The following is a 21,859-nucleotide window of genomic DNA, read 5'->3' on the forward strand; positions in this document are numbered from 1 at the left end:
GCTTCATGGGCACCGTCGTGAAGACGACGACGTTCGGCGCGTTCATCTCGCTCCTGCCCGGCAAGGACGGTCTGCTGCACATCTCCGAGGTGCGCAAGCTCGTCGGCGGGAAGCGGATCGACAACGTCGACGACGTCCTCAAGGTCGGCCAGAAGGTGCAGGTCGAGCTCAAGGAGATCGACCCGCGCGGCAAGCTCTCGCTGGCGGCTGTCATCGCCGACGGAGCGGGCAACGACGGCGCCGCGGCGGACCAGGCGGCTCTGGAGCCTGCTGACGCCTGAGGCGTGACACGTCCCTGATCGGTGACGGCCCGGCACACCTGCTGCATGGTGTGCCGGGCCGTTCCGCGCCCGGTGTGCCGCGAGAATCCGCTGTTCCCGCCCGCCGCCGCGATGGCCGCGGTAGTGCCCCGGGTGCCACAGCAACGGGGGTGCGTGTCCTCGGGAGGCAACATGGGTCGTTTCATCGTCGGCGTCGCAGGTGTACTCCTCCTTGCGGTCACGGGGTGCACCACGACACAGCCCCAGCCCGCCCCGCCGACCGACCGGATCCCGGGAGTCGCCCTGACCTGGGCTGAGACCGCCACCCTCGCTGCGGACTACGACAACCGCAACAACGCGGCAATCGCCAGCACCGTCAAGGCGAGCTCCACCAGTCCCTGGGCTCTCGCGGACACTGGTCCCGCGCTCGCAGCCGACCGCTTCATCACCGATGCGGCGTGGAACGGAGGTGAACGCCTGACCCCGGTGCGCGTCACGTTCCTCCCGAAGGCCACCTGGGCCAACCGGTTCTCGTCCTATCCGATCTGGGCGATCACCCGGGTCGGCGTGCAGAACGAGCCCGCCATCGCGGGGGCGGACGGCGACCTCCTCGTCGTCTTCCGGCGTGAGGCGGCGTCCGCGCCCTGGCTGGTCGAGATGACCCTGCGGGTCGCGGGCGTGCCCAACGCCCCCGACGACGCGGCAGGCCTCACGACCTCGGCCGACGTCGACGCGGCGCTGACGACCATGGACCAGGTCGTTGCCTTCCTCGATCAGGGCACCCGACCCGACTTCTACGTCACGCCCTACCTCGGCCACCTCCGTGGGCAGTTCTCCGTCCCGCAGCAGGATGAGGTGGGGGCGACGACGGTGGCCTGCCGTCCGTTCTACGGGACCTCCGCGCCCCGCGACTCGCTCCGGGTCGTCCGCAGCACCTCCGGCGTGCTGAGCGTGATGAGCCTGCTTTGCCTTCAGACGACGACGGCCAAGCCGGGCAAGACGATCGCGCGACCGGCCGGATACGCCAAGGCGCTCGGCGTCCCCGATGGTCCAGCCGCGACGCTCACGCAGCCGTGGGCCGTGATGGTCGCTGTGTCCCGCCCGATGAAGGGGAACGCCGTCGCGGTGGGGACCGACTACTACGCCGTCCGCGCCGGGTAGACGAGCCGTTCGCGCTGGGAGGGCTTTTGCGTCCGCGCGAATGCTTGTTCGAGGAAACGTCGGCGCGGACGCAGCGTGGTCCTCAGGCGTCGTCCTCGTCGTCCTCCTCGGGGAGCAGGGCCTGGACGGCGTCGAGCTCCGCGAAGGACGCCCGCAGGGTGCGCTGGGCGACCTTGTCGGCGGCGGCGGCTTCGGCGCGCCGACCCACGAGGTCGTCGCGTTCGGCCCGGGCGGCTTTCAGTGCCGCGTCGAGCTCGGTGATCCGGAGGTCGACGGCGGCGAGGGAATCGGTGGCGGCGGTGAGCGCGGCGCCGGCGGATGCGGCCTCGGCGGTGGTCTGCCGGGTGCGGGTCTCGGCGGCGGCAAGCCGTTCCAGGAGAACGGGATCGGGGCCTTCGGGCTCGTCGTCGACCTCCGCCTCGACCTCCGCCGCTCCGACCTCCTCCGGTGTCTCGTCCTCTGACTCGTCGTCCTGTGCGTTGCTGCCCCGCCCTTCGCCGGTGATGACCCGCAGCGCCGGACGTCGGGCGGGTGACGGCGCCGCGGTGGCCTCGGAGAGGTCGACGTCGCCGAACCCGGCATACGTCAGAGCCCGGGTGAGCCGGCCCGACGCGACCGCCTCGGCGGCCGGGGGAGAGGCGAGCGCGGCGACGAAGGTCTGCCGCACCTGGTCGGCGACCGGCATCGACAGGGCGCCGCCGGCCTCGGACGCGACGTCGGAGGTCGCCCGGACGAGCTCGTCGATCAGACGGGTGCGTTCGCGCCCGAGGTCGCGCATGGCCGCGCCGTCCATCCGCTCCGACGCGTCCTGCAGCGAGGCGGCGAGGGCGAGCAGGCGTTCCACCTCGTCAGGCCGCCGCCGGACCAGCTGGTTGAGCGCCCACGCGGCGGCCGTGGGCTTGCGCACCGAGTCGATCGCCTTGGCGAGCCCTGCGTCGCCGCCCGACTTGGCGCCGAGCCCGAGCCGCTTGCGCGCGTCCATGAACTCCTCCGGGACCAGCCCGTAGAGCTCGCTCACGGCGCTGTCGAGGTCCACCCGCCCATCGTGGCACGGTCGGGGTACATCTGGCTGGCCTCCTCAGCCCCGGTGGTCGGCCACCCGCCGAGGTGTGCCGAGATCTGTGAGCAGGTGCGCGAGAACGCTCTCGGTGCGGCTACCGGGGACTCCTTGGTAGGCGACGACCAGCTGACCAGGGGACGACGGAATGGCCAGGGTGGACCACACGAGCTCCAGCTCCCCCAGCTCGGGATGCCACACCCGCTTGCGCCCCCCGGTCTTGGGGACGACGTCGTTGCGCGCCCAGAGGGTGGCGAACAGCGAGCTGGCGACCGAGAGCTCCCCCACGAGGGCCCTGAGGCGGGGATGCTGGACGTCGGCGCCCGCCTGGGACCGTAGGTTGCCGACGGTCTCGCGTGCCAGCTCCTCCTGGTCGAGGTAGATCCGGGGTGCGTCGGGAGACAGGAACAGGTGACGGGCGAGGTTGTCTCCAGGGGCGAGGCCCCATGCCGAATACAGTTCTGCTGCAACAGGATTGACCGCGAGCAGGTCGAAGAACCGGGTGGTCACCATGGCGGGCATCGCGAGCGAGTCGAGCAGGCGGCGAATGTCGCTGTCGACCGTCAAGGCGTCGTCCTGGCCACGGCTACCGCTGGTCGAGGCCAGGGTCCCCAGGTGCTCCGTCTCCGCTGCGTCGAGCTGGAGGGCGTCGGCAAGGCTGGCGACCACGGGATCGGAGGGGTTGCGGTCGCGCCCCCGCTCGAGCCGGATGAGGTATTCCACGCTGATCCCGGCCTGGCTCGCGACCTCTTCGCGGCGCAGCCCGGGAGTCCGTCGGTGCCCGAGGGTGCGCAGACCCACCTGTGCAGGATCCACCCGGGCCCGTCGCGCGCGCAGGAACTCGCCGAGGGGGTTGTCGCTCATCTGCCTATTGTGCCGACAACGGGTCTGGGCCTGGCAGGTAGCGCCACTACCCCTCTTGGCTCGGCCTCCCTCAGGACCTCCGACGGTCGCAGGGTTGACGCATGACCACACAGACACACACCGTCCCGTCCATCTCCTCCACCACCGCCGATTCGGCCACCCCCCGGCGCCTCGCCGGTCGGACCGCCGTCATCACCGGAGCCGGCTCAGGTATCGGCGCCGCCGCGGCCCGGCTCCTCGCGGCCGACGGAGCCCGGGTTGCCGCTCTCGGGCGGCGAATCGAACCACTCCGACTGGCCGTCGCCGGAAGCGACGGGCTGGCGATCGCCGCGGACGTCACCGACGCCTCCCTGGACGACGCGTTCGCTGCAGCCCAGGAGGCACACGGACCCAGCGACCTCGTCGTCGCCAACGCCGGGGCGATGCTCGCCGCGCCGTTCGGCGGGGCCGATCCCGCCGAGTGGCGGCGCATGCTCGACGTCAACGTGCTCGGGGTCGCCGCGACCACCCGCCTGGCCCTTCCTGGTCTCGTGGCTGCTGCGGCGGCCGGGCGACCGGCCGATCTCGTGCTCATCAGCTCGATCGGTGCCCACGTCGTGATGGAGAACTACGCGATCTACATGGCCAGCAAGGCTGCCGTCACGCACCTCGCTCGGATTCTGCGCGCGGAATACGGCCCCCGAGGGGTGCGGGTCCGCGCGATGGAACCCGGGATGATGGCGTCCGACCTCGGTCAGGACATGGGCGACGAGACGACCCGCGCCGAGCTGAACGAGTTCATCCAGACCGTGCCGCCCATGCCCGCGGAGATGATCGCTGAGGCCATCGCCTGGTCCTGCGCCCTCCCGGTCGGGACCAACGCGAGCGTGATCGAGGTGCTGCCCACCGTGCAGGGGTGACGGTGCCGTTCCGGACAGAACTGGTCACTTGCCCACGTCTGCACGACCATCGACCTTCGACCGCGTGCAGAACTGGTCACCTGCCCACGTCTGCACAGCCCCAGGAGACCTCCCCGGGGCGCGGACGGGTCAGACGGGGCGCGGACGGGTCAGACGGCGTTGACGAGGTAGAGCACGGCCTGGTCGGGGTGGATCGAGGCCGCCGCCAGGCCGACCCCGGCCAGCGCGGCTCCCGTCACCACCACGCCGCCGTATGCCGTGTCGTCACCACCGACGGGCTCGCCCCACCACTGCGGGGCCACCAGGCCGGAGGGCCGGCCGCCGACGAGGGCCGGGCGGACGGCATACCGGCGCTGGGGGTCGAGGCCCCGGAACCGGATCCGCGCCCCCGGCACGCTGTGCGGGCTGTCGAGGACGACGTGGGCGATGATCGCCCGCGACCGGTCGGGCGCGACGACGCCGTGGACGAGGACCCGGTCGTCGAAGCCGTCCATCCGCACGACGTCGCCGCCGAGCAGCAGGCCGCGGTGCGCCTTGTAGAAGTCGAGCCACGCCCGCAGCTGCGCGAGCTCGTCGTCGGTGGCTTTCGCCAGGTCCCACTCGATGCCGAGGTGACCGAACACCGCTGTCGCAGCGCGGAACCCGAGGTCATGGACCCGGCCGGTCGTGTGCGAGCGGCCGGAGGCGATGTGCGAGCCCATGTACTCCGGCGGGATGAGCTGGGTCGTCCACCGGAGCATCTGCTGGCGGTCGTGCGGGTCGATGTTGTCGGAGACCCAGACCCGGTCGGTGCGCTCGAGGACGCCGAGGTCGACGCGGGCGCCACCCGACGAGCACGACTCGATCTCGAGTCCCGGATGAGCCGCGCGCAGCTCGTCGAGCAACCGGTAGAACGCCGCGGTCTGCGCGTGGATCCCGGCCCGGCCACCGTCGGTCTGGTTGCCGGCCTCGATGAGGTCGCGGTTGTGGTCCCACTTGAGGTAGCCGATGTCGTAGTCGTCGAGGACGGCCATCATCTGGTCGCGCACGTGCGCGTAGGCCTCGGGGATGCCGAGGTCGAGCACCTGCTGGAAGCGCGACTCGAGGGGCCACTCGGCGCGAGCCGCCATGATCCACTCCGGGTGCGCTCGCGCGACCTCTGAGTCGGCGTTGACCATCTCCGGCTCGAACCACAGCCCGAACTGCATCCCGAGCCCGCGCACCCGGTCGACGAGCGGGTGCAGCCCGTCGGGCCACACGTCGCGCGAGACGACCCAGTCGCCGAGCCCGGACCTGTCGTCGCGCCGCGACCCGAACCAGCCGTCGTCCAGGACGTAGCGCTCGACCCCGAGCGCCGCCGCGCGCTCGGCCAAATCGATGAGGCGGTCACGGTCGTGGTCGAAGTAGACGGCCTCCCAGACGTTCAGCGTGACGGGACGGTCACTGGAGACCCGCGGCTCGCGCGCCCGCAGGTGCTGGTGGAAGCGCCGCGCGACGTCGTCGAGCCCCGTGCCACTCGCGCCGTAGACCCACGGGCTCGTGTAGTGCTCGTCGGTCCCGAGCAGGACCTCGCCGCTCATCAACAGCTCACCGCCGCCGAGCAGCCGCTCGCCGGTGAAGACCCGCTCGGCGTAGTGGGTGTGGTTGCCGCTGTATGCCGTGTGGACGGCGAGCACCTCTCCGTCGGCGAAGCCGAAACCGGGCGTGCCGGCGTGGAGGACGTAGGCGCTGTCGCTGCCGGTGCGACCCTTGCGGTTCTCGCGCAGGTGCGTTCCGGCGGGAAAGGCGCTGCGCTGGGGGAGACGCTCACGACCCCATCGGCCGGTGAGGTCGAGCAGCTCGTCGGCCTCGGCCGGGACGGGGTAGGTCAGGACCAGGTCGTCGACCGTGTAGGGCTCGCCGCGGTTGGTCACGGTGGCCCGCTGACGCAGCAGGCCGGCCGGCAGCAGCTCGAGGACGAGCTCGAGGTCCAGGGCGGCCTCGGTGTCCGTGGCACTCACTCTCACGAGTCCCGCTCCAGCAGAGACGAACTGGTCGACCTCGGCGCCGTCCAGCGTCACCGACGTGACCACGAAAGCCGTCGACCACGACCGTCCCCCGCGCGACCCCCGCAGCCCCGGTCGCCCGGTCCAGCCGTCCGACAGCTCCGGCAGCACCGACACGCGCACGGGCACGTCGACGTTGTTGTTGCCGACGAGGGGGACGCTTCCGCGGACGAGAGCGGCCGCGTCCTCGGCGTCGAGACCGGCGAGGTCGGGGCCCCAGGAGACGATCGACGGCAGTCGTCCGCCCGTGACGTCGAGGAGGACTGATGTCCCGGCGGAGGTCAGCAGGAGGGTCGGACCCGCGGCGTCGAGTGGCATGAGCACCAACCTATCCAGCCCGAGGCGGAAGTCCTCGTTAGGCTCTCGATCGTGAGCGACGCGATGGCAGAGAAGGTCACGGTGGCGGTGATCGGTGCCGCCGGCCGGATGGGCTCCCAGGTATGTCGCGCGGTCACCGCCGCCGCCGGGCTGCGGCTCGTCGGCACCTACGACATGGGCGACGACCTCGGGGACCTCGGGGGGGCCGACGTGGTCGTCGAGTTCTCGGTGCCGGACTCCTCGCCCGACAACGTCGCGCACTGCGTCGCCCAGGGCGCCCACGTCGTCGTCGGCACCACGGGCTGGACTCCCGGGCGGCTCGCCATTCTCGAGGCGCAGCTCGCGGCAGCGCCCTCGTCGCATCGCGGAACCGCGGTCGGCGTCCTCGTCGCACCGAACTTCGCGATCGGCGCGATCTTGATGATGTCGTTCGCGCAGCAGGCTGCTCGGTTCTACGAGTCGGTCGAGATCATCGAGCTGCACCACCCGGCGAAGGTCGATGCCCCGTCGGGGACGGCGTCGCGGACCGCCCGTCTGATCGCCGAGGCCCGCGCTGATGCCGGACTCGGCCAGGTGCCCGACGCCACGACGAGCGATCCTGACGGCGCCCGCGGAGCGCGGGTCGACGGCATACCGGTGCACTCGGTGCGGCTGCGCGGCCTCGTCGCCCACCAGGAGGTGCTCTTCGGTGGCGAGGGGGAGATGCTGACCCTCCGGCAAGACTCGTTCGACCGGTCGTCGTTCATGCCGGGTGTGCTCGAGGGGGTCCGCCGGGTCGGTGCCCATCCCGGACTGACGGTCGGGCTCGAGCACTATCTCGGGCTGGCCTGACCCAGCGGCCTGTGGGGCGCCGACTCCACCGGCCACCGGTCAACCGATGTGGATCCAGCTGGCGACGGAGGGCACCCCGGTGCTGCTCACGAGGAACAGCATGTAGTAGCCGGTGAGGGCCACGGTGTCCGAGGGGACGGCGACGGTCATCCCGGTGTCCGATCGATCGGTGACGGCGAGCTCGACGTGCCGCCCGCTGAAGTCGGTCGTGTGGGTGGCTGCTCCCGGGCTCATCAACACTGCCCGACTGTTCACGTCGGGGGTCGTGATGGTGAAGCTGGCACCGTGGTCGGCCTGCGACGGAGCCGCGGTGACGGTGGGTCGGGCACCTTGGAAGAGGTAGGGCGGGGAGAAGATCTCATCCGCGATGCCGCCACCACCCGCGCCGGTGTCGCCGGCGGAGAAGACCGTGCCGTCCGGCAGCAGGACGGCCGACGAGTGGTATCCGCGCCGATCGACCTGCGAGGCCAGTGTTGTCCAGCTGCTCGACCCAGGCACCAGTTGCAGGGCGCTGTACTGGGGCTGCTGGAAGTTTCCCAGCGAGTTGCCCCCGACCCCGAGGAGGGAGCCGTCGGGGAGGATGACCGGGCTCATGTGCGCCCTGCTCTGGGGCAGCGACGGAAGGCGGTTCCAGCTCACAGGGGAGACAGCCGCGTCCATCGACTCGGCGCCCGCCGTGGTGCCCGTGCCGTCACCTCCTCCGACCATCGCCGCAACCGTCGATCCCGACGGGGGGCCGGGCAGCAGGTAGGCCGAGAAACCGCTCTTGTGCCTGGTGATCGGCGCGGGGAGTGTCGTCCATGTCCACGTGGCCGGGTCGAGGATGGCCGATTTGCGGGAGGTCTCCTCGAGCACGGTCCCGTTGGGCAGCACCCACTGGCGCGGGTAGAGACCACCGAGATGCTGTCCCACGTTCCTGATCGTCCCGACGTTGCTGCCGGCTGGTGGCGGCGTGTAGACGTCGACGTCGGTGTTGTTCGCGCCGGTGGTGGTGTTGCCGCCGCTGATCAGCACCTCCCCGTCGGGCAGTCGGGTCACCGTGGGGTAATAACGACCCCGCGAACTCGCCGTCGGCTGCGCCGTCCACGTCAGGGTGGCCGGGTCGAAGAGGGTGATGTTGTTGATCCCGGTGTTCTTCAGCCCGCGACCACCGACCACCAGGATCCGACCGTCCTCCAGGGCCGTCATTCCCCCGCACTCGACGTCGGCCGGCGGGTCCGTCTCCGTCGCGGTCCCCGTGACCGGGTCGTAGACGTAGCCCACCGTCGGGGTGAGGTTTCCGAACGTGAGCACCTTGCCGTTGTAGAGCAGGACGGTGTGCACACCGATCACGCGTGACGCTGGTCCGGCCGGGGTGAACGGCGATGTCCATGAGCCCTCCACCGAAGGATCGCCGAGCGGGGCGGTCGCGGGGGCACCCGACGCCGAGACGGGCCCGGCGCCGAGCGTGGCCGTCCCGGCGGCCAGGACGAGGGCCGCCACCTTCGCCGACCGCCTCATCGTCGGGTCGTCGCGACGTGGGCGCGAGGCTCCGTCGGCGCGGGAGAAGTGGCCCCCGCGCCCGTGGTGACGATCGATCTGGTCGTTTTCTGCGTCGCGAAACTGGACACGGTCATAGCCGTCCTTCACTTTCCCCGAGGTGCCGACAAGGCGACGTCAAGACGTCTTGACGACGAATCCGCTACTCATGGGCGGACTACCTACCCAGAACTTAGACCTCTGGTCGGCGTGCGTTCGGGAAACGGCAGATTCCCCTCTGATTTCTCTCGGCGTCCATTCCCGACACCGAATTAAATCCCACTAAACACTTCTTTAGGGGTATGTCGAGATCGGGGTGTGCAGAGGGGAGTCGGCTCTCAGGAAGCGAGGGCTTTGCTGATGTCGCCGGAGATCTTCTCCGGCTTCGTCGTGGGGGAGTAGCGGGCGATGACCTGCCCGTCCTTGCCGACGAGGAACTTGGTGAAGTTCCACTTGATCTTGCTGCCGAGCAGTCCGCCCTTCTGCGACCGCAGCCACTGGTAGAGCGGGTGGGCTTTGTCGCCGTTCACCTCGATCTTGGAGAACAGCGGGAAGTCGACACCGAAGTTCTTCTTGCAGAACGAGGCGATCTCGGTGTCGTTGCCGGGCTCCTGGCCGCCGAACTGGTCGCAGGGGAAGCCGAGAACGGTGAATCCCTTGTCCTTGAACTCGTCGTGCAGCTGCTGGAGGCCCTCGTACTGAGGGGTGAACCCGCACTGCGACGCGGTGTTGACGACGAGCACGACCTCGCCACCGAAGCTCGCCAGCTCGACGTCCTGCCCGTCGATGCTGCGCGCGTTGAAGTCCGTGAGAGCGGTCATGGGGGACCATCCTTTCGAGTTCGGGTGATTCGGTGCGGTCGGCTCGCCGGATGGCTGGGACGAGCGGTCAACCAGATATGCGGAGGGCCGGATCGTGTCGGGGTTTGTCCAAGTATGCCGCGTGCGCCACGGCCCTCTGCATGTCTGGCGGAGCACCGGCGTGAGCCCACCACCTCCGATGGCGCGTGCCAGACTCGCGCCATGCCCACCTCCTCGACGAGCCCCTTGGACCTGCTCGGTGAGTGGTCCTTCTCGCGGCGGATCGACGACCGGGCCGCGGGCCGCCGCGGCACGGTGACCGGTCGCTCGACCCTCGTCCTCGAGCCCGACGGTCGGGTCCGGTGGTCCGAGCAGGGCAGTCTGGTGTGGCCGGGCTCGCCACCGTTGCCGGTGAGTCGGACGCTGCGGGTCGAGCCCCGCGAGAGCGGATGGTTCGTCACCTTCGAGGACGGCAGCGAGTTCCACCCGTGGCAGCCGGGCGTGGTCGTCGAGCACCCCTGTCGCGCCGACCTCTATCGGGGGCTGATCCACGAGCCGGTCGGCGGGACGCGGGGATGGTCCGTCATGTGGGAGTGCGTCGGGCCCGGCAAGGACTACACGATGACGACGCTCCTGCGTCCGGCTGATGCGTCGGACCTGGCCTCGGAACCCCCACCCCGCTAGTTGCTCCTGACGGCCCCTTCCTGCCCGGAATGTCGCAACGAAAGGGCCCACTCGGAGCAAGAAGCGGAGGTTCCTGCGTCAGCCTGCCGGGTCGGCGGTCGCGATCGACACGACGAAGCGCACCTCACGCAGGACGTCGTCCGGCCCGGCGCCGACGACCCGGTCGCGGTAGGCGCTGTCGGGTGCGAAGCCGCTGCCGGCGAGGAACCTGCGGATCTCGATGGCACCGGACGGGACCCACGCGCGCAACGCCGTCAGACCCGACCCCCTGACGGTGTCGACAGCGGCGTTGAGCAGGCGCGAGCCGTGGCCGCTCCGCCGGGCGCCGGGGTGGACCCCGAGCACGAGCAGCTCCCCGTCCCCGTCGCCGGCATCCGGGTCGCCCGACGGGCCGACGGCGGCGAACCCCACGACCTGCTCGCCGGCGCAGGCCACCAGGAGGCGGTGCGCGGCGGTCGGGGGAGCCTCCAGGGAGGCCCGCCAGGCCTTGGTGAAGGCCGGCGGCTGGAAGTCGGCGAGGACCTCGTCGGCCAGCACCCCGGCATACGCGACGGTCCAGACGGCGGCCTGCACCAGGCCCACGGCCGGGGCGTCGCTCACCCGGGCGAGCCGCACGCTCGCGTCCGCCACCGGCCCACGGTCGTGACCATGACCGTGGTCATGATCGTCCCGACCTTCGGGAGCGCCAAACAGGCCCAGGAGATCGGGGCGGTGCTCGCGGCCAGGGGGCGCGGACTCCAGGGGCGGGGTGGGGTCGCCGGGCTCGGTCACCACGTCATCGTCGCAGGACGTGATGGGATGGGCCGGTGACCCCCTCCCCGACGACTCGTGGCCGACCCCGCGGGCTGCGGGTGCGGGTGGGGGCCGCGGCCCTGGTCGGCCTCGCGGCGGCCACCGGGCTCTCGGCCTGCAGCTCCGGCGGGGGTGGCGGTGCAGCGACACCGCAGGTCGCCGTCGAGACGTTCTTCCACGCGATCGGGGACAAGGACCCGGCGGCCGCCTGCTCCGTGGTGTCCACCGGGGGCGCCCGGCTCAGCGGCACCCCCCTCGACCAGTGCGAGCTCGGCTTCCAGAAGGTCCTCGACTCCGTCCAGGACCAGGGGGACATCGCTCTCCTCAAGGGCGCAGCGGTCACCGGTGCCACCGTCACGGGCGACACGGCGACGATCAAGTCGGCCCAGATCACCAAGGTGCCCGACGGCTTCCAGAACGACATCGACCTCGTGCGACTGGACGGCCGGTGGTACATCGACTCCAAGACGGACACGACCGACGGCACGAGCCCCTCGACGCCCACCGGCTGAGGCGTCCCGTCGTTCGCGTGTCCTGCCCCGCGTGCCTCGTTTGCCGACCCCCACCGTGGGCGCGGATACTAGGGGGATGTACGGAACCGAGGTCATCGATCCCGACGTGCCGCTCAACGCGGCGGAGTCGGCCGACTATGATGCGGCGTTGGCCGGGTCCGCGGCGGCGGGTGAGCGGCCGGCACACGCGTCGTTCGACGCCCTCATCGAGGCCGACCAGCGGGTCGAGCCACGCGACGACATGCCCTCGGCATACCGCAAGACCCTCATCCGCCAGATCGCGCAGCACGCGCACTCGGAGGTCATCGGGATGCAGCCCGAGGGCAGCTGGGTCACCCGCGCTCCGTCGTTGCGCCGCAAGGCGATCCTCATCGCCAAGGTCCAGGACGAAGCGGGCCACGGGCTCTACCTCTACAGCGCAGCCGAGACCCTCGGCATCGACCGAGCCGAGCTGCTCGACATGCTCCACGACGGGCGCCAGAAGTACTCCTCGATCTTCAACTACCCGACGCTGACCTGGGCAGACTGCGGGGCCATCGGCTGGCTCGTCGACGGCGCCGCGATCATGAACCAGGTGCCCCTCTGCCGGTGCTCCTACGGGCCCTACGCCCGCGCGATGATCCGCGTCTGCAAGGAGGAGTCCTTCCACCAGCGGCAGGGCTTCGAGATCCTCTGGAACCTTATGAGGGGCACCGACGCGCAGCGGGCCATGGCGCAGGACGCCGCAAACCGTTGGTGGGGGCCGGCGCTGATGATGTTCGGGCCCCACGACACGGGCGACGCCGCGCAGGGCGGTGGGCACACCGAGCAGTCGATGGCGTGGGGGATCAAGCGGTTCTCGAACGACGACCTGCGGCAGCGGTTCGTCGACATGATGGTCCTGCAGGCCGACCGGCTCGGCCTCACGCTGCCCGACCCGGACCTGCGCTGGAACGAGGAACGCGGCCACTGGGACTTCGGCGCCATCGACTGGGACGAGTTCCGGCGCGTCCTCAAGGGCGACGGACCGTGCAACGCCGAGCGGATCTCGCACCGCCGTCGCGCCCACGACGAGGGCGCCTGGGTGCGCGAGGCTGCCACCGCGTATGCCGCGAAGCAGGCGGCTCGAGCCACGTCCGCCACCCGGTCGACCGACCGTCTGCACGCAGCAGAGCCGGCGGCGTGACCGAGCCGGGATCCGTTGCCGCAGAGCGCAGCTGGCCGCTCTGGGAGGTCTTCGTCCGGGCCAGGCGCGGCCTGAGCCACGTCCACGTGGGATCCCTGCACGCCCCGGACGCGACCATGGCGCTGCGCAACGCCCGCGACGTCTACACGCGTCGGCAGGAGGGCGTCTCGATCTGGGTGGTCGAGGCCGCGTCGATCACCGCGAGCAGCCCGGCGGAGAAGGACTCGTTCTTCGACCCCGCCGCCGACAAGGTCTACCGCCACCCGACGTTCTACGACGTACCCGAGGACGTCGAGTACCTGTAGGACACGATGGGTCGCGACCTGACTGGGTGTGCAGTGCGGTGCGTCACACCGGCTCAGGTGGGCGCCGCCACCCCGGGTTTGATCGCGGGCCGCGTGTCTGCTTGGTAGGTGATGCCCGCCTGACGGTCGCGATCAACGGTTGTCCGAAAGCGCGGACCTGCTCGAACGGCAGCGGCGGCACCACCCTGGAGAAGGACGGGACCGCATGTGCCTCTCAGAATCGGGCTGCACCGTTGACGGAATTCCCTCGGCGCAGCCCTGGAACAGATCCACGCCCTGCAGAGCGCCTGACCGCCAGCGCGCTACGCAGCGGTGTGACGCACCAAGACCACCGCACCCGAGGGTGCGCAGAGCGGCATCGGGCGGCGTTACTGCGCGTGAACGGGCCGCCGAACCGCTGGGAGGGCAGGCTGGTGACGAGGGGGAAGTGCGGCGACAAGGCCATGATGTCGACCATGCCGTACCTCTACCACTTGTGCGCCGACGACTTCCGAGGTGACGAGCTGTTACCCCTGAACCTGCTTGCGACCCGGTTCCCTGACCTCCACGACCGGGAGCTGCGCAAGTGGGTCGGGCGGGAGTCGGTGATCCGGTTCCCGGTGCCGCATCTGGGTGTGATCTGGGGCGACACGGTCAACTTGGCCGCGCTCGACCCGGCCCGGCTCCTCGAGGCGCGCCGTCGACTGGGCGTACCGTTCTCGAGCCTGTTGAAGCGCAGCGTCGTCCACATCCCCGTCGAGCGGATCACGAGTCAGGCGGCCGTGGTCTACGACAGCCGCTCGCACTGGCGAAACAGTCGACCCGACCTGGACGGCGTACCCGAGGCGCCGCCGCGCTCTGATTTCACGCCATTCGACCCGGACACCTACGAGGAACTCACCGAGGTCCCCGCGCTGCATCTGGACTATCTCCTCGAGCAGCGAGACGCCGGCGTTCCGGCGCTCGGTTTCGTCTTCGTCCGGCACGTGCTGGTCGCCGGGACCGTGAATGTCAGCGGCTTGGCACGGACGAGACTCGGGTGAGTGAGGCGTCCCCCGGCTGACCCAACCTCACTGCGCCCCCGGTGACCCGGCGCTCTCCGTGCACGATCTCCTTGATGCGCCGTGGTGGGACGCTGATGGAGATCGCCAGGCGATGCTGGGTCACCCCGAGCGTGGCCAGGAAGTCCCTGTGAAGGACCTCCCCGGGGTGGATGGGCGCGATGGTCGTCATCGGTGTTCCTCGTGGGGTCGGTGGTCATCGACGATCTCGACGTTCTCGGGTCCGGCAGGCGTCGAGGTGAGGCCATCAGGCGCGCGATCCGCTTGCTCAGCGACTCTGAGAATCAGGCCTGCGCGGCAGCGTGGCAGGAGCGGAAGTCTCCCGGTGACGCCGCCAGACTAGGACGCGTCCAGGCGCGCCAGGGTTTCTAGGAGTAGCGATGACTCTTGGCCGCGTGACCGTCCTCGCGGGTGCACGTGCGACCGCTGATGGCGCGGTGCCCGCACAGCCCGGCCTGCTCCGGTTGCGTGGCCGACGCGGGTGGCGGCGTGGTTTCGGCCCGCTCGGCTGGCTGGGGAGGGCGCCGCTGCGTCGACGGTGCCGCTGTCGGCTTCGCGGCGCCTGTCGTGGCGGCCTTGTAGCGGGCCTCGCGCATGGCGCGCATGTCATCCGTCTTGCTCATCGTCGGGTCACCACGCGACTGTAGTGCGGTCCCTGACCGTGACCGGAGTCGCAGTCGCTGAAGTCGTCACGGAAGTCGCAGCCCACCGTGGACGCGGCGCTCGTCGACACCTTTCCCGCCCGACACCTTTCCCGCCCGACGGCCGCACGCCGTATCGTCAGGACCGTGAGCAACGAGGCGGCGACGGCAGCCGATGGAGGTCCGGTGCCCTCCCCGGGGCGTGCGGTCGACGACGCGGTGCCCCAGGGCGACGCGCTCGCCGCGGCATACCTGCTCGGGCTCGCCGACGACGCGATGGTCTACGCGCAGCGGCTGGGGGAGTGGCTGACCAACGCCCCCCAGATCGAGGAGGACATGGCGCTGGCCAACATCAGCCTCGACCTCATCGGCCAGGCGCGCGGCCTCTATCCCCGGGTCGGCGAGCTCGACGGCACCGGACGCGGTGAGGACGACTACGCCATGCTGCGCGACGAGCGAGGCTGGTGCAACGTGCATCTCGTCGAGCAGGAGCGGGGCGACTTCGCCTTCGAGGTCGCCCGGCTGCTGTGGTTCTCGGCGAGTCGGATCGAGCTGCTCGCGGCCGGGTCGGCCGACCGGGTCCTCGACGGGGTGATGGCCAAGGCCTACAAGGAGGCGCGTTACCACCTCGACCACGCCGTGCAGTGGACCCTGCGTCTCGGCGACGGCACCGAGGAGTCGCACCGCCGGATGCAGACCGCCCTCGTCGCCGTCGCGCCCTACGTCGACGAGCTCTTCGACGACGACCCGGTCAGCGCGGCTGCCTACGCCGAGGGCATCGGCCCGCTGCCGTCCGAGACCCGTGAGGTCGCGGAGCGCACCGTCCAACGGATCGTCGCCGAGGCGACCCTGACGATGCCGGGGGCGTCACCGTGGCGCTCCCGCGGAGGGCGGGCCGGCATCCACTCCCGCCCGATGGGGTCGCTGCTCGCCGAGATGCAGCACCTCGCCCGCTCGCACCCGGGGGCGACGTGGTGATCACCCGCACCGACGCCGCTGCGCTCGAGGCGGCGCTCGCGGCCGTCCCTGACCCCGAGGTCCCCGTCGTGACCATCGCCGACCTCGGGATCCTGCGCGCTGTCGAGGTCGACGAGACGACGGGGGAGGCGCACGTCGTCATCACGCCGACCTACTCCGGCTGCCCGGCGATGGAGGCGATCCGCGCCCACGTCGAGCACGTATGCCGCCGGCAGGGTTGGATGCCAACGGTTTCCACGCGTCTCGATCCGCCCTGGACCACCGACTGGATCTCCGAGGACGGCCGCGACAAGCTACGGCGCTTCGGCATCGCCCCACCGAGCGGGCGGGGAGCGGTGGCCGCCGACGCGAGCAGCCGGCATACCGGCGTCGTGGCGCTCGAGCTGCGGGTGCACGTGGTCGCCTGTCCGCAGTGCGGATCCACCGACACGACCGAGCTGGCCCATTTCGGCTCCACCGCGTGCAAGGCGCTGCGTCGGTGCAACTCCTGCCGCGAGCCGTTCGACGAGTTCAAGGCGATCTGATGCCGTTGCTCACCAAGCCTGCTCGCCAGCGGGCCAGCTTCCACACGCTCCGGGTCGATGACGTCGAGCGCCTGACCGACGACGCCGTCGCCGTGCGTTTCGAGGTGCCGCGGGAGCTCAGCGACGACTACACCTTCGAGCCGGGACAGCACCTCACCCTGCGCGCGACCATCGCCGGCGAGGACGTGCGCCAGTCCTACTCCATCTGCCAGGCCCGGTCCGAGATGGAGCGGAGCGGGACCCTGCGCGTCGCCTCGGCCCGCGTCCCCGACGGCCGGATGTCCAACTGGCTCAACGACATCGTGCAGCCGGGGGACGCCATCGACGTCCTCACGCCGATGGGCAGCTTCATCTGCCCGACGCAGCCCGAGGTGGCTCGCCATCACGTCGCCATCGCCGCCGGCTCCGGCATCACCCCCGTGCTCTCGCTCCTCACGACCGCACTGGAGGAGGAGCCGGACAGTCGCGTGACGCTGCTGTTCGGCAACCGTCGGACGAGCTCGATCATGTTCCTGGAGGAGCTTGAGGACCTGAAGAACGCTTATCCCACCCGCTTCCAGCTCGTCCACGTCCTCTCCCGGGAGGCGCCCGACGTCGAGCTCTTCCACGGTCGGCTCGACCGCGATCGGCTCGAGGCGATCGTCGCCGCGCTGCTTCCCGTGGGGACGGTCGACGAGTGGTATCTCTGCGGACCGTTCGGGATGGTCACGGGCGCCGAGGAGCTGCTCCTCGAACGGGGTGTCGCGAGGTCCCACGTCCACCACGAGATCTTCCATGTCGACGACGGGCGTGCGCCCACGCCACGGGTGGAGCCCGACGCGTCCGCACCACCGGTGGCGGTCGTGACGGTCACCCTCGACGGGCGGACCACCGAGGTGCCCATGTCGTCGATGGAGGAGTCCATCCTCGCCGCGACCCTGCGCACGCGACCCGACGCACCCTACTCGTGCACCGGTGGGGTGTGCGGCACCTGTCGGGCCCGCCTCGTGGCGGGCGAGGTCAGGATGGATCGCAACTACGCGCTGGAGCCCGAGGATGTCGAGGCCGGCATCATCCTGCCCTGCCAGGCCCATCCCCTGACCGAGACCGTGCGGCTCGACTACGACGCCTGACTCAACCGCCGCTCGTAGCGCACCCACGAAAACCCTTGTCGGGGTTCGCGGCTCATCTCCTGCCAGACAACGGGGTCGATCTCGGGGAAGGTCACGTCGCCCGTCGGAGCCTGGTCGACCTCGGTCATGAGCAGGCGATGGGCCATCGACATCGCCTCGGCGTAGATCTGGCCACCGCCACACACGAACACCTCGGCGGCCGGCCCGGCCAGCGCGAGCGCGCCGGCGAGGGAGTGCGAGGTCTCGACGCCGGGGTGGCTCCAGCGGAGCTCGCGGGTGATGACGATCGTCCGCCGGCCGGGCAGGACGCGACCGATCGAGTCGAAGCTCCTGCGACCCATGATCATCGCGTGGCCCATCGTCGTGCGCTTGAAGAACGCGAAGTCCTCCGGGAGGTGCCACGGCATCGCACCGTCGGCGCCGATGACTCCGTTGCTGCCCACCGCGGCGATGAGGGTCACCATCGTCATACGGCGATCGGGGCCTTGATCGAGGGGTGCGACTCGTAGCCGACGATCTCGAAGTCGTCGAGGTCGAAGTCGTCGATCTGCTTGCCTGCGGCAATCACCATGTGCGGTAACGGGTACGGGTCACGGGTCAGCTGGAGGCGGGCCTGGTCGAGGTGGTTGAGATAGAGGTGCGCGTCACCGAGCGTGTGGACGAACTCCCCAGGCTCGAGGTCGCAGACCTGCGCCACCATCATCGTGAGGAGGGCGTAGGAGGCGATGTTGAACGGCACGCCGAGGAAGACGTCTGCGGAGCGCTGGTAGAGCTGGCAGGACAGTCGGGCGCGGCCATCGCCCCGGGCCGGGGAGACGTAGAACTGGAACATGGTGTGGCAGGGCGGCAGGGCCATGTCGTCGACGTCGGCGACGTTCCAGGCCGAGACGATGTGCCGACGCGAGTCGGGGTTGGTGCGGATCGACTCGATGACCTTCGCGATCTGGTCGACGTGCCGGCCGTCGGGGGTCGGCCACGAGCGCCACTGGTGGCCGTAGACCGGCCCGAGGTCGCCGTCGGCGTTGGCCCACTCGTCCCAGATGCGGATCCTCCGCTCGTGCAGCCACGCGATGTTGGTGTCGCCCCGCAAGAACCACAGGAGCTCGCCGATGATGGAGCGCAGGTGGAGGCGCTTGGTCGTGAGGGCGGGGAAGCCCGCCGCCAGGTCGAAACGCATCTGGTGACCGAAGACGCTCAGCGTGCCGGTGCCGGTGCGGTCGGTCTTCTCGACTCCCGTCGTCAGCACGCGGTCGACGAGCTCGAGGTACTGGCGCACGTCGGCACGGTAGCACCTGATCAGGCGTGACTCAGGTCACAGAATTCGACCTCGATCGCCTGTTAACAACCGGGCCGCTTCGGGCGATGATGCAGGTGTCGTGGCGCTACCCGGACCCCCGAGCGGGCAGCGCCACGACGCTCATGGTCGGATTCGTCTCCAGCGGCCCTGAATCCGTCGGTGCAGCAACGCTGCTGGTGTCCGGCCCGGTCTCGGGTTTCCGCCCGGTCAGGTTCCCCTATCCTTGGGCCATGAGCGTGACGCCCCCCTTCGGGACCTGCCTCACGGCGGTCGTGACGCCGATGAGGGCGGACGGCAGCCTCGACCTCGCTGGTCTGCAGAAGGTCATCGGCCACCTCTTCGACTCCGGTCACGACGGCGTCGTGGTCAACGGCACCACCGGCGAGTCGGCGACGACGACCGACGAGGAGAAGGTCGAGATCGTCCGAGCCGCTGTGGAGGCGGTCGGCGAGCGGGGCAGCGTCGTCGCCGGAGTCGGCACCAACGACACCGCCCACACCACGTATGCCGCCCGGGCCGCCGCCGACGCGGGTGCGCACGGCCTCCTCGTCGTCACGCCTTACTACAACAAGCCCACCCAGCCCGGTCTGGTAGCGCACTTCACGGCCGTCGCCGACGCCACCGACCTCCCGGTGATGCTCTACGACATCCCCGGCCGGACCGGGACCGCCATCGCCCTCGAGACGTTCCTCCGCCTTGCCGAGCACCCGCAGATCGTGGCCGTGAAGGACGCCAAGGGCGACTTCTGGGGCGCCACCCAGGTGATGGCCGCCACCGACCTCGCGTGGTACTCCGGCGACGACGTCCTCACCCTCGGGCACCTCGCCCACGGCGCGGTGGGTTTCGTCGGCGTCACCACCCACGTCGCCGGCGCGCAGTATGCCGCGATGCTGGCCGCCGTCCGCAGCGGCGACCCCCCCCGCGCGGTCGCCATCCACCGCCGCACCGTCCCGATCGTCAACGCCATCATGAACACGTCCCAGGGCGCGATCATGGCCAAGGCCGCTCTTGCGGAGCTCGGGGTCATCGACTCCGCCGCCGTGCGCCTGCCACTGGTCGAGTCCCCACCCGAGCACCTCGCTCTCCTGCGGGTCGCTCTCACCTCGTCAGGAATCAGTTGACCACTCCACCCTCAGCACAGACCGCCCTACGCCAGCCGCCGCCCATCCCGGCCAACAGCCTGCGCGTCATCGCGCTCGGCGGGCTCGGCGAGGTCGGTCGCAACATGACCGTCCTCGAAACCCAGGGACGCCTCCTCATCATCGACTGCGGCGTCCTCTTCCCGGAGGACCACCACCCGGGCATCGACCTCATCCTCCCCGACTTCGAGTACCTCGACGGTCGGCTCGACGACATCGAGGCGATCGTCCTCACCCACGGGCACGAGGACCACATCGGCGCCGTCCCCTTCCTGCTCAAGCGCAAGCCCGACATCCCCCTGATCGGCTCCCAGCTGACCCTCGCGCTCATCGAGGCCAAGCTCAAGGAGCACCGGATCAAGCCCTACACGCTGACGGTCAAGGAGGGGCAGCGCGAGAAGCTCGGCGTCTTCGACCTCGAGTTCGTCGCGGTCAACCACTCCATCCCCGACGCCCTCGCGGTGTTCGTCCGCACGGCTGCCGGCACGCTGCTGCACACCGGCGACTTCAAGATGGACCAGCTGCCGCTCGACGGCCGGCTGACCGACCTGCGGGCCTTCGCCCGACTCGGCGACGAGGGGGTCGACCTTTTCCTCACCGACTCCACCAACGCCGAGGTTCCCGGCTTCACCACGCCCGAGCGCGAGATCGCCCCGGCCATCGACACGGTCTTCCGCAACGCCCAGCGGCGCATCATCGTGGCCTGCTTCTCCTCGCACGTGCACCGGGTCCAGCAGGTCCTCGACGCGGCCGCGAAACACGGCCGCAAGGTGGCGATGGTGGGCCGTTCCATGGTGCGCAACATGGGGATCGCTGCCGAGCTCGGCTACCTCCACGTGCCCGACGGCGTCCTCGTCGACGTCAAGAAGCTGGACAACCTGCCCGACAACAAGGTCGTCCTCATCTGCACCGGCAGCCAGGGCGAGCCGATGGCCGCGCTGTCGCGAATGGCCAACCGCGACCACCGGATCGAGGTGGGCAAGGACGACACCGTCCTGCTGGCCAGCTCCCTCATCCCGGGCAACGAGAACGCGGTCTACCGGGTCATCAACGGGCTGATGATGCTCGGCGCCAAGGTCGTCCACCGGGGCAACGCCAAGGTCCACGTCTCCGGCCACGCCAGCGCCGGCGAGCTGCTCTACTGCTACAACATCGTCCGCCCGCGCAACGTCATGCCGGTGCACGGCGAGTGGCGGCACCTCATCGCCAACGCCGACCTCGCCGTCGCGACCGGCATCCCGCGAGAGCGCGTCCTCGTCACCACCGACGGCGGCGTCATCGACCTGGTCAAGGGTCGCGCCTCGGTCGTCGGGGAGGTCCCCTGCGGATTCATCTACGTCGACGGCTCGTCCGTCGGGGAGACCACCGAGACCCTGCTCAAGGACCGCCGGATCCTGCGCGACGAGGGGTTCATCACCTGCATCGTCGTCATCGACGCCAGCACCGGCAAGATCGCCGCGGGACCGGAGATCACCGCGCGCGGCTTCGCCGAGGACCAGGCCGTCCTCGACCAGGTCATCCCCAAGGTTGAGCAGGCCCTGGCCGAGGCGATCGGCAACGGCGTGCGCGACGAGTACCAGCTCCAGCAGATCATCCGGCGCACCATCGGCGGCTGGGTCGGGGGCAAGATCCGTCGTCGCCCGATGATCATCCCCGTCGTCATCGAGGCCTGACCCGGGTGACGGGTCGCTCGGCTCTGCGTCGAGCGACCGGGGTGGTGCTGGCGGTCGCCCTCGGGGGTCTCACCCTCGCGGTGGCGACACGCTGGGTCGACCTCGTGACACCGGAGCTCACCGCCGTCCAGGCCCTCGTCCCCGTCTCGGGGGTGGGGCTGCTCGTGGTCGTCGTGCTCTCGGCCGTCCTGCGCCACCGACGTCTCGCCCTGGCCGGCGTGGTGCCGGCGGTGGTCGTGCTCGTCCTGCTCGTGGCGCCGCTCCG

25 protein-coding genes and 1 pseudogene are annotated in these 21,859 nt (G+C 70.5%); 16 read left to right on the forward strand and 10 right to left on the reverse strand.

Annotated elements, in window-relative coordinates; translation table 11 throughout:
• Together Q0R63_RS20780 and Q0R63_RS20785 are read left to right on the forward strand one after the other, a co-directional pair.
• On the forward strand, positions 1-281 hold a 281-nt coding region (locus Q0R63_RS20780; RefSeq protein WP_295701729.1), incomplete at its 5' end, for a S1 RNA-binding domain-containing protein.
• A gap of 171 nt (positions 282-452) precedes the next feature.
• Entirely contained in the window at positions 453-1,421 is a 969-nt protein-coding gene (locus tag Q0R63_RS20785; RefSeq protein WP_295701731.1) for a hypothetical protein, read from the forward strand.
• Between the two features lie 82 nt (positions 1,422-1,503).
• Here Q0R63_RS20785 and Q0R63_RS20790 read toward each other — a convergent pair whose 3' ends face one another.
• Together Q0R63_RS20790 and Q0R63_RS20795 are read right to left on the reverse strand one after the other, a co-directional pair.
• Positions 1,504-2,457 carry a hypothetical protein gene (locus Q0R63_RS20790; RefSeq protein WP_295701733.1) on the reverse strand — a complete coding sequence of 318 codons (954 nt, stop codon included), beginning with the start codon at positions 2,455-2,457 and terminating at the stop codon, positions 1,504-1,506.
• Between the two features lie 42 nt (positions 2,458-2,499).
• Complete coding sequence (locus tag Q0R63_RS20795) at positions 2,500-3,342, reverse strand: helix-turn-helix transcriptional regulator (protein ID WP_295701735.1); 843 nt, start codon at positions 3,340-3,342, stop codon at positions 2,500-2,502.
• 101 nt (positions 3,343-3,443) lie between these two features.
• Here Q0R63_RS20795 and Q0R63_RS20800 point away from each other — a divergent pair, with 101 nt between their 5' ends.
• Positions 3,444-4,241, forward strand: coding sequence for an SDR family NAD(P)-dependent oxidoreductase (locus tag Q0R63_RS20800; RefSeq protein ID WP_295701737.1), 798 nt, complete (start codon positions 3,444-3,446; stop codon positions 4,239-4,241).
• 149 nt (positions 4,242-4,390) lie between these two features.
• Here the strand turns inward: Q0R63_RS20800 and Q0R63_RS20805 are convergent, their stop codons facing one another.
• Entirely contained in the window at positions 4,391-6,583 is a 2,193-nt protein-coding gene (locus Q0R63_RS20805) for an alpha-galactosidase (protein WP_295701739.1), read from the reverse strand.
• 63 nt (positions 6,584-6,646) lie between these two features.
• On the opposite strand from Q0R63_RS20805, the gene dapB reads away from it, so the two are divergent.
• Positions 6,647-7,414, forward strand: a complete 768-nt coding sequence (dapB, locus tag Q0R63_RS20810; protein ID WP_295701781.1) for a 4-hydroxy-tetrahydrodipicolinate reductase — start codon at positions 6,647-6,649, stop codon at positions 7,412-7,414.
• Between the two features lie 39 nt (positions 7,415-7,453).
• Here dapB and Q0R63_RS20815 read toward each other — a convergent pair whose 3' ends face one another.
• Both Q0R63_RS20815 and Q0R63_RS20820 read right to left on the reverse strand, forming a co-directional pair.
• Entirely contained in the window at positions 7,454-8,914 is a 1,461-nt protein-coding gene (locus Q0R63_RS20815) for a galactose oxidase-like domain-containing protein (RefSeq protein WP_295701742.1), read from the reverse strand.
• Positions 8,915-9,270: 356 nt separating this feature from the next.
• The gene (locus tag Q0R63_RS20820) at positions 9,271-9,753 is read right to left on the reverse strand and encodes a glutathione peroxidase (protein WP_295701744.1); all 483 of its coding nucleotides are present in this window, start codon (positions 9,751-9,753) and stop codon (positions 9,271-9,273) included.
• Between the two features lie 201 nt (positions 9,754-9,954).
• Between Q0R63_RS20820 and Q0R63_RS20825 the strand changes: the two genes are divergently transcribed.
• Positions 9,955-10,416, forward strand: a complete 462-nt coding sequence (locus tag Q0R63_RS20825) for a DUF6314 family protein (RefSeq protein WP_295701746.1) — start codon at positions 9,955-9,957, stop codon at positions 10,414-10,416.
• 78 nt (positions 10,417-10,494) lie between these two features.
• Here the strand turns inward: Q0R63_RS20825 and Q0R63_RS20830 are convergent, their stop codons facing one another.
• The gene (locus tag Q0R63_RS20830) at positions 10,495-11,046 is read right to left on the reverse strand and encodes a GNAT family N-acetyltransferase (protein ID WP_295701748.1); all 552 of its coding nucleotides are present in this window, start codon (positions 11,044-11,046) and stop codon (positions 10,495-10,497) included.
• Positions 11,047-11,064: 18 nt separating this feature from the next.
• Between Q0R63_RS20830 and Q0R63_RS20835 the strand changes: the two genes are divergently transcribed.
• From Q0R63_RS20835 to Q0R63_RS20855, 5 genes are all read left to right on the forward strand, one after another.
• Complete coding sequence (locus tag Q0R63_RS20835; protein ID WP_295701750.1) at positions 11,065-11,226, forward strand: hypothetical protein; 162 nt, start codon at positions 11,065-11,067, stop codon at positions 11,224-11,226.
• The gene (locus tag Q0R63_RS20840) at positions 11,223-11,720 is read left to right on the forward strand and encodes a hypothetical protein (protein WP_295701752.1); all 498 of its coding nucleotides are present in this window, start codon (positions 11,223-11,225) and stop codon (positions 11,718-11,720) included. Before Q0R63_RS20835 ends, Q0R63_RS20840 begins: the two co-directional genes overlap by 4 nt.
• Positions 11,721-11,796: 76 nt before the next feature.
• Positions 11,797-12,885, forward strand: coding sequence for a 1,2-phenylacetyl-CoA epoxidase subunit PaaA (gene paaA, locus Q0R63_RS20845; RefSeq protein WP_295701754.1), 1,089 nt, complete (start codon positions 11,797-11,799; stop codon positions 12,883-12,885).
• Positions 12,882-13,190: a 1,2-phenylacetyl-CoA epoxidase subunit PaaB gene (gene paaB, locus Q0R63_RS20850; RefSeq protein ID WP_295701756.1), complete on the forward strand. Its 309-nt coding sequence runs from the start codon at positions 12,882-12,884 to the stop codon at positions 13,188-13,190. The genes paaA and paaB overlap by 4 nt, the downstream gene beginning before the upstream one ends.
• Before the next feature lie 455 nt (positions 13,191-13,645).
• On the forward strand, positions 13,646-14,212 hold the full coding sequence (locus Q0R63_RS20855) for a hypothetical protein (protein ID WP_295701758.1): 567 nt from the start codon (positions 13,646-13,648) through the stop codon (positions 14,210-14,212).
• Between the two features lie 16 nt (positions 14,213-14,228).
• Here the strand turns inward: Q0R63_RS20855 and Q0R63_RS20860 are convergent.
• Positions 14,229-14,402, reverse strand: a pseudogene (locus Q0R63_RS20860) (HigA family addiction module antitoxin); the annotation flags it as partial.
• Between the two features lie 196 nt (positions 14,403-14,598).
• A complete protein-coding gene (locus Q0R63_RS20865) occupies positions 14,599-14,853 on the reverse strand; it encodes a hypothetical protein (protein WP_295701763.1) in 255 nt (84 codons plus the stop codon).
• Positions 14,854-15,018: 165 nt separating this feature from the next.
• Between Q0R63_RS20865 and paaC the strand changes: the two genes are divergently transcribed.
• The 3 genes from paaC to paaE are packed head-to-tail and all read left to right on the forward strand — an operon-like array spanning position 15,019 to position 17,485.
• Positions 15,019-15,849, forward strand: coding sequence for a 1,2-phenylacetyl-CoA epoxidase subunit PaaC (gene paaC / locus Q0R63_RS20870; RefSeq protein WP_295701765.1), 831 nt, complete (start codon positions 15,019-15,021; stop codon positions 15,847-15,849).
• Positions 15,846-16,373, forward strand: a complete 528-nt coding sequence (paaD, locus tag Q0R63_RS20875; protein WP_295701769.1) for a 1,2-phenylacetyl-CoA epoxidase subunit PaaD — start codon at positions 15,846-15,848, stop codon at positions 16,371-16,373. Before paaC ends, paaD begins: the two co-directional genes overlap by 4 nt.
• Positions 16,373-17,485, forward strand: a complete 1,113-nt coding sequence (paaE, locus tag Q0R63_RS20880) for a 1,2-phenylacetyl-CoA epoxidase subunit PaaE (protein ID WP_295701772.1) — start codon at positions 16,373-16,375, stop codon at positions 17,483-17,485. The genes paaD and paaE overlap by 1 nt, the downstream gene beginning before the upstream one ends.
• On the opposite strand, the gene Q0R63_RS20885 is transcribed toward paaE, so the two are convergent.
• Both Q0R63_RS20885 and Q0R63_RS20890 read right to left on the reverse strand, forming a co-directional pair.
• Positions 17,473-17,955, reverse strand: a complete 483-nt coding sequence (locus Q0R63_RS20885) for a dihydrofolate reductase (RefSeq protein ID WP_295701774.1) — start codon at positions 17,953-17,955, stop codon at positions 17,473-17,475. The two genes, paaE and Q0R63_RS20885, sit on opposite strands and share 13 nt — an antisense overlap.
• Positions 17,952-18,761 carry a thymidylate synthase gene (locus Q0R63_RS20890; protein ID WP_295701776.1) on the reverse strand — a complete coding sequence of 270 codons (810 nt, stop codon included), beginning with the start codon at positions 18,759-18,761 and terminating at the stop codon, positions 17,952-17,954. Before Q0R63_RS20890 ends, Q0R63_RS20885 begins: the two co-directional genes overlap by 4 nt.
• A 251-nt stretch (positions 18,762-19,012) precedes the next feature.
• Here Q0R63_RS20890 and dapA point away from each other — a divergent pair, with 251 nt between their 5' ends.
• The 3 genes from dapA to Q0R63_RS20905 all read left to right on the forward strand — a co-directional run.
• Positions 19,013-19,903, forward strand: a complete 891-nt coding sequence (gene dapA / locus Q0R63_RS20895; RefSeq protein WP_295701777.1) for a 4-hydroxy-tetrahydrodipicolinate synthase — start codon at positions 19,013-19,015, stop codon at positions 19,901-19,903.
• Between the two features lie 44 nt (positions 19,904-19,947).
• Positions 19,948-21,594, forward strand: a complete 1,647-nt coding sequence (locus Q0R63_RS20900; RefSeq protein ID WP_295701783.1) for a ribonuclease J — start codon at positions 19,948-19,950, stop codon at positions 21,592-21,594.
• 5 nt (positions 21,595-21,599) lie between these two features.
• Positions 21,600-21,859 (forward strand): hypothetical protein (locus tag Q0R63_RS20905; RefSeq protein ID WP_295701779.1); only part of this gene is annotated, 260 nt, incomplete at its 3' end.

This window comes from Lapillicoccus sp. (assembly GCF_025353065.1).
Classification (GTDB): domain Bacteria; phylum Actinomycetota; class Actinomycetes; order Actinomycetales; family Dermatophilaceae; genus Lapillicoccus.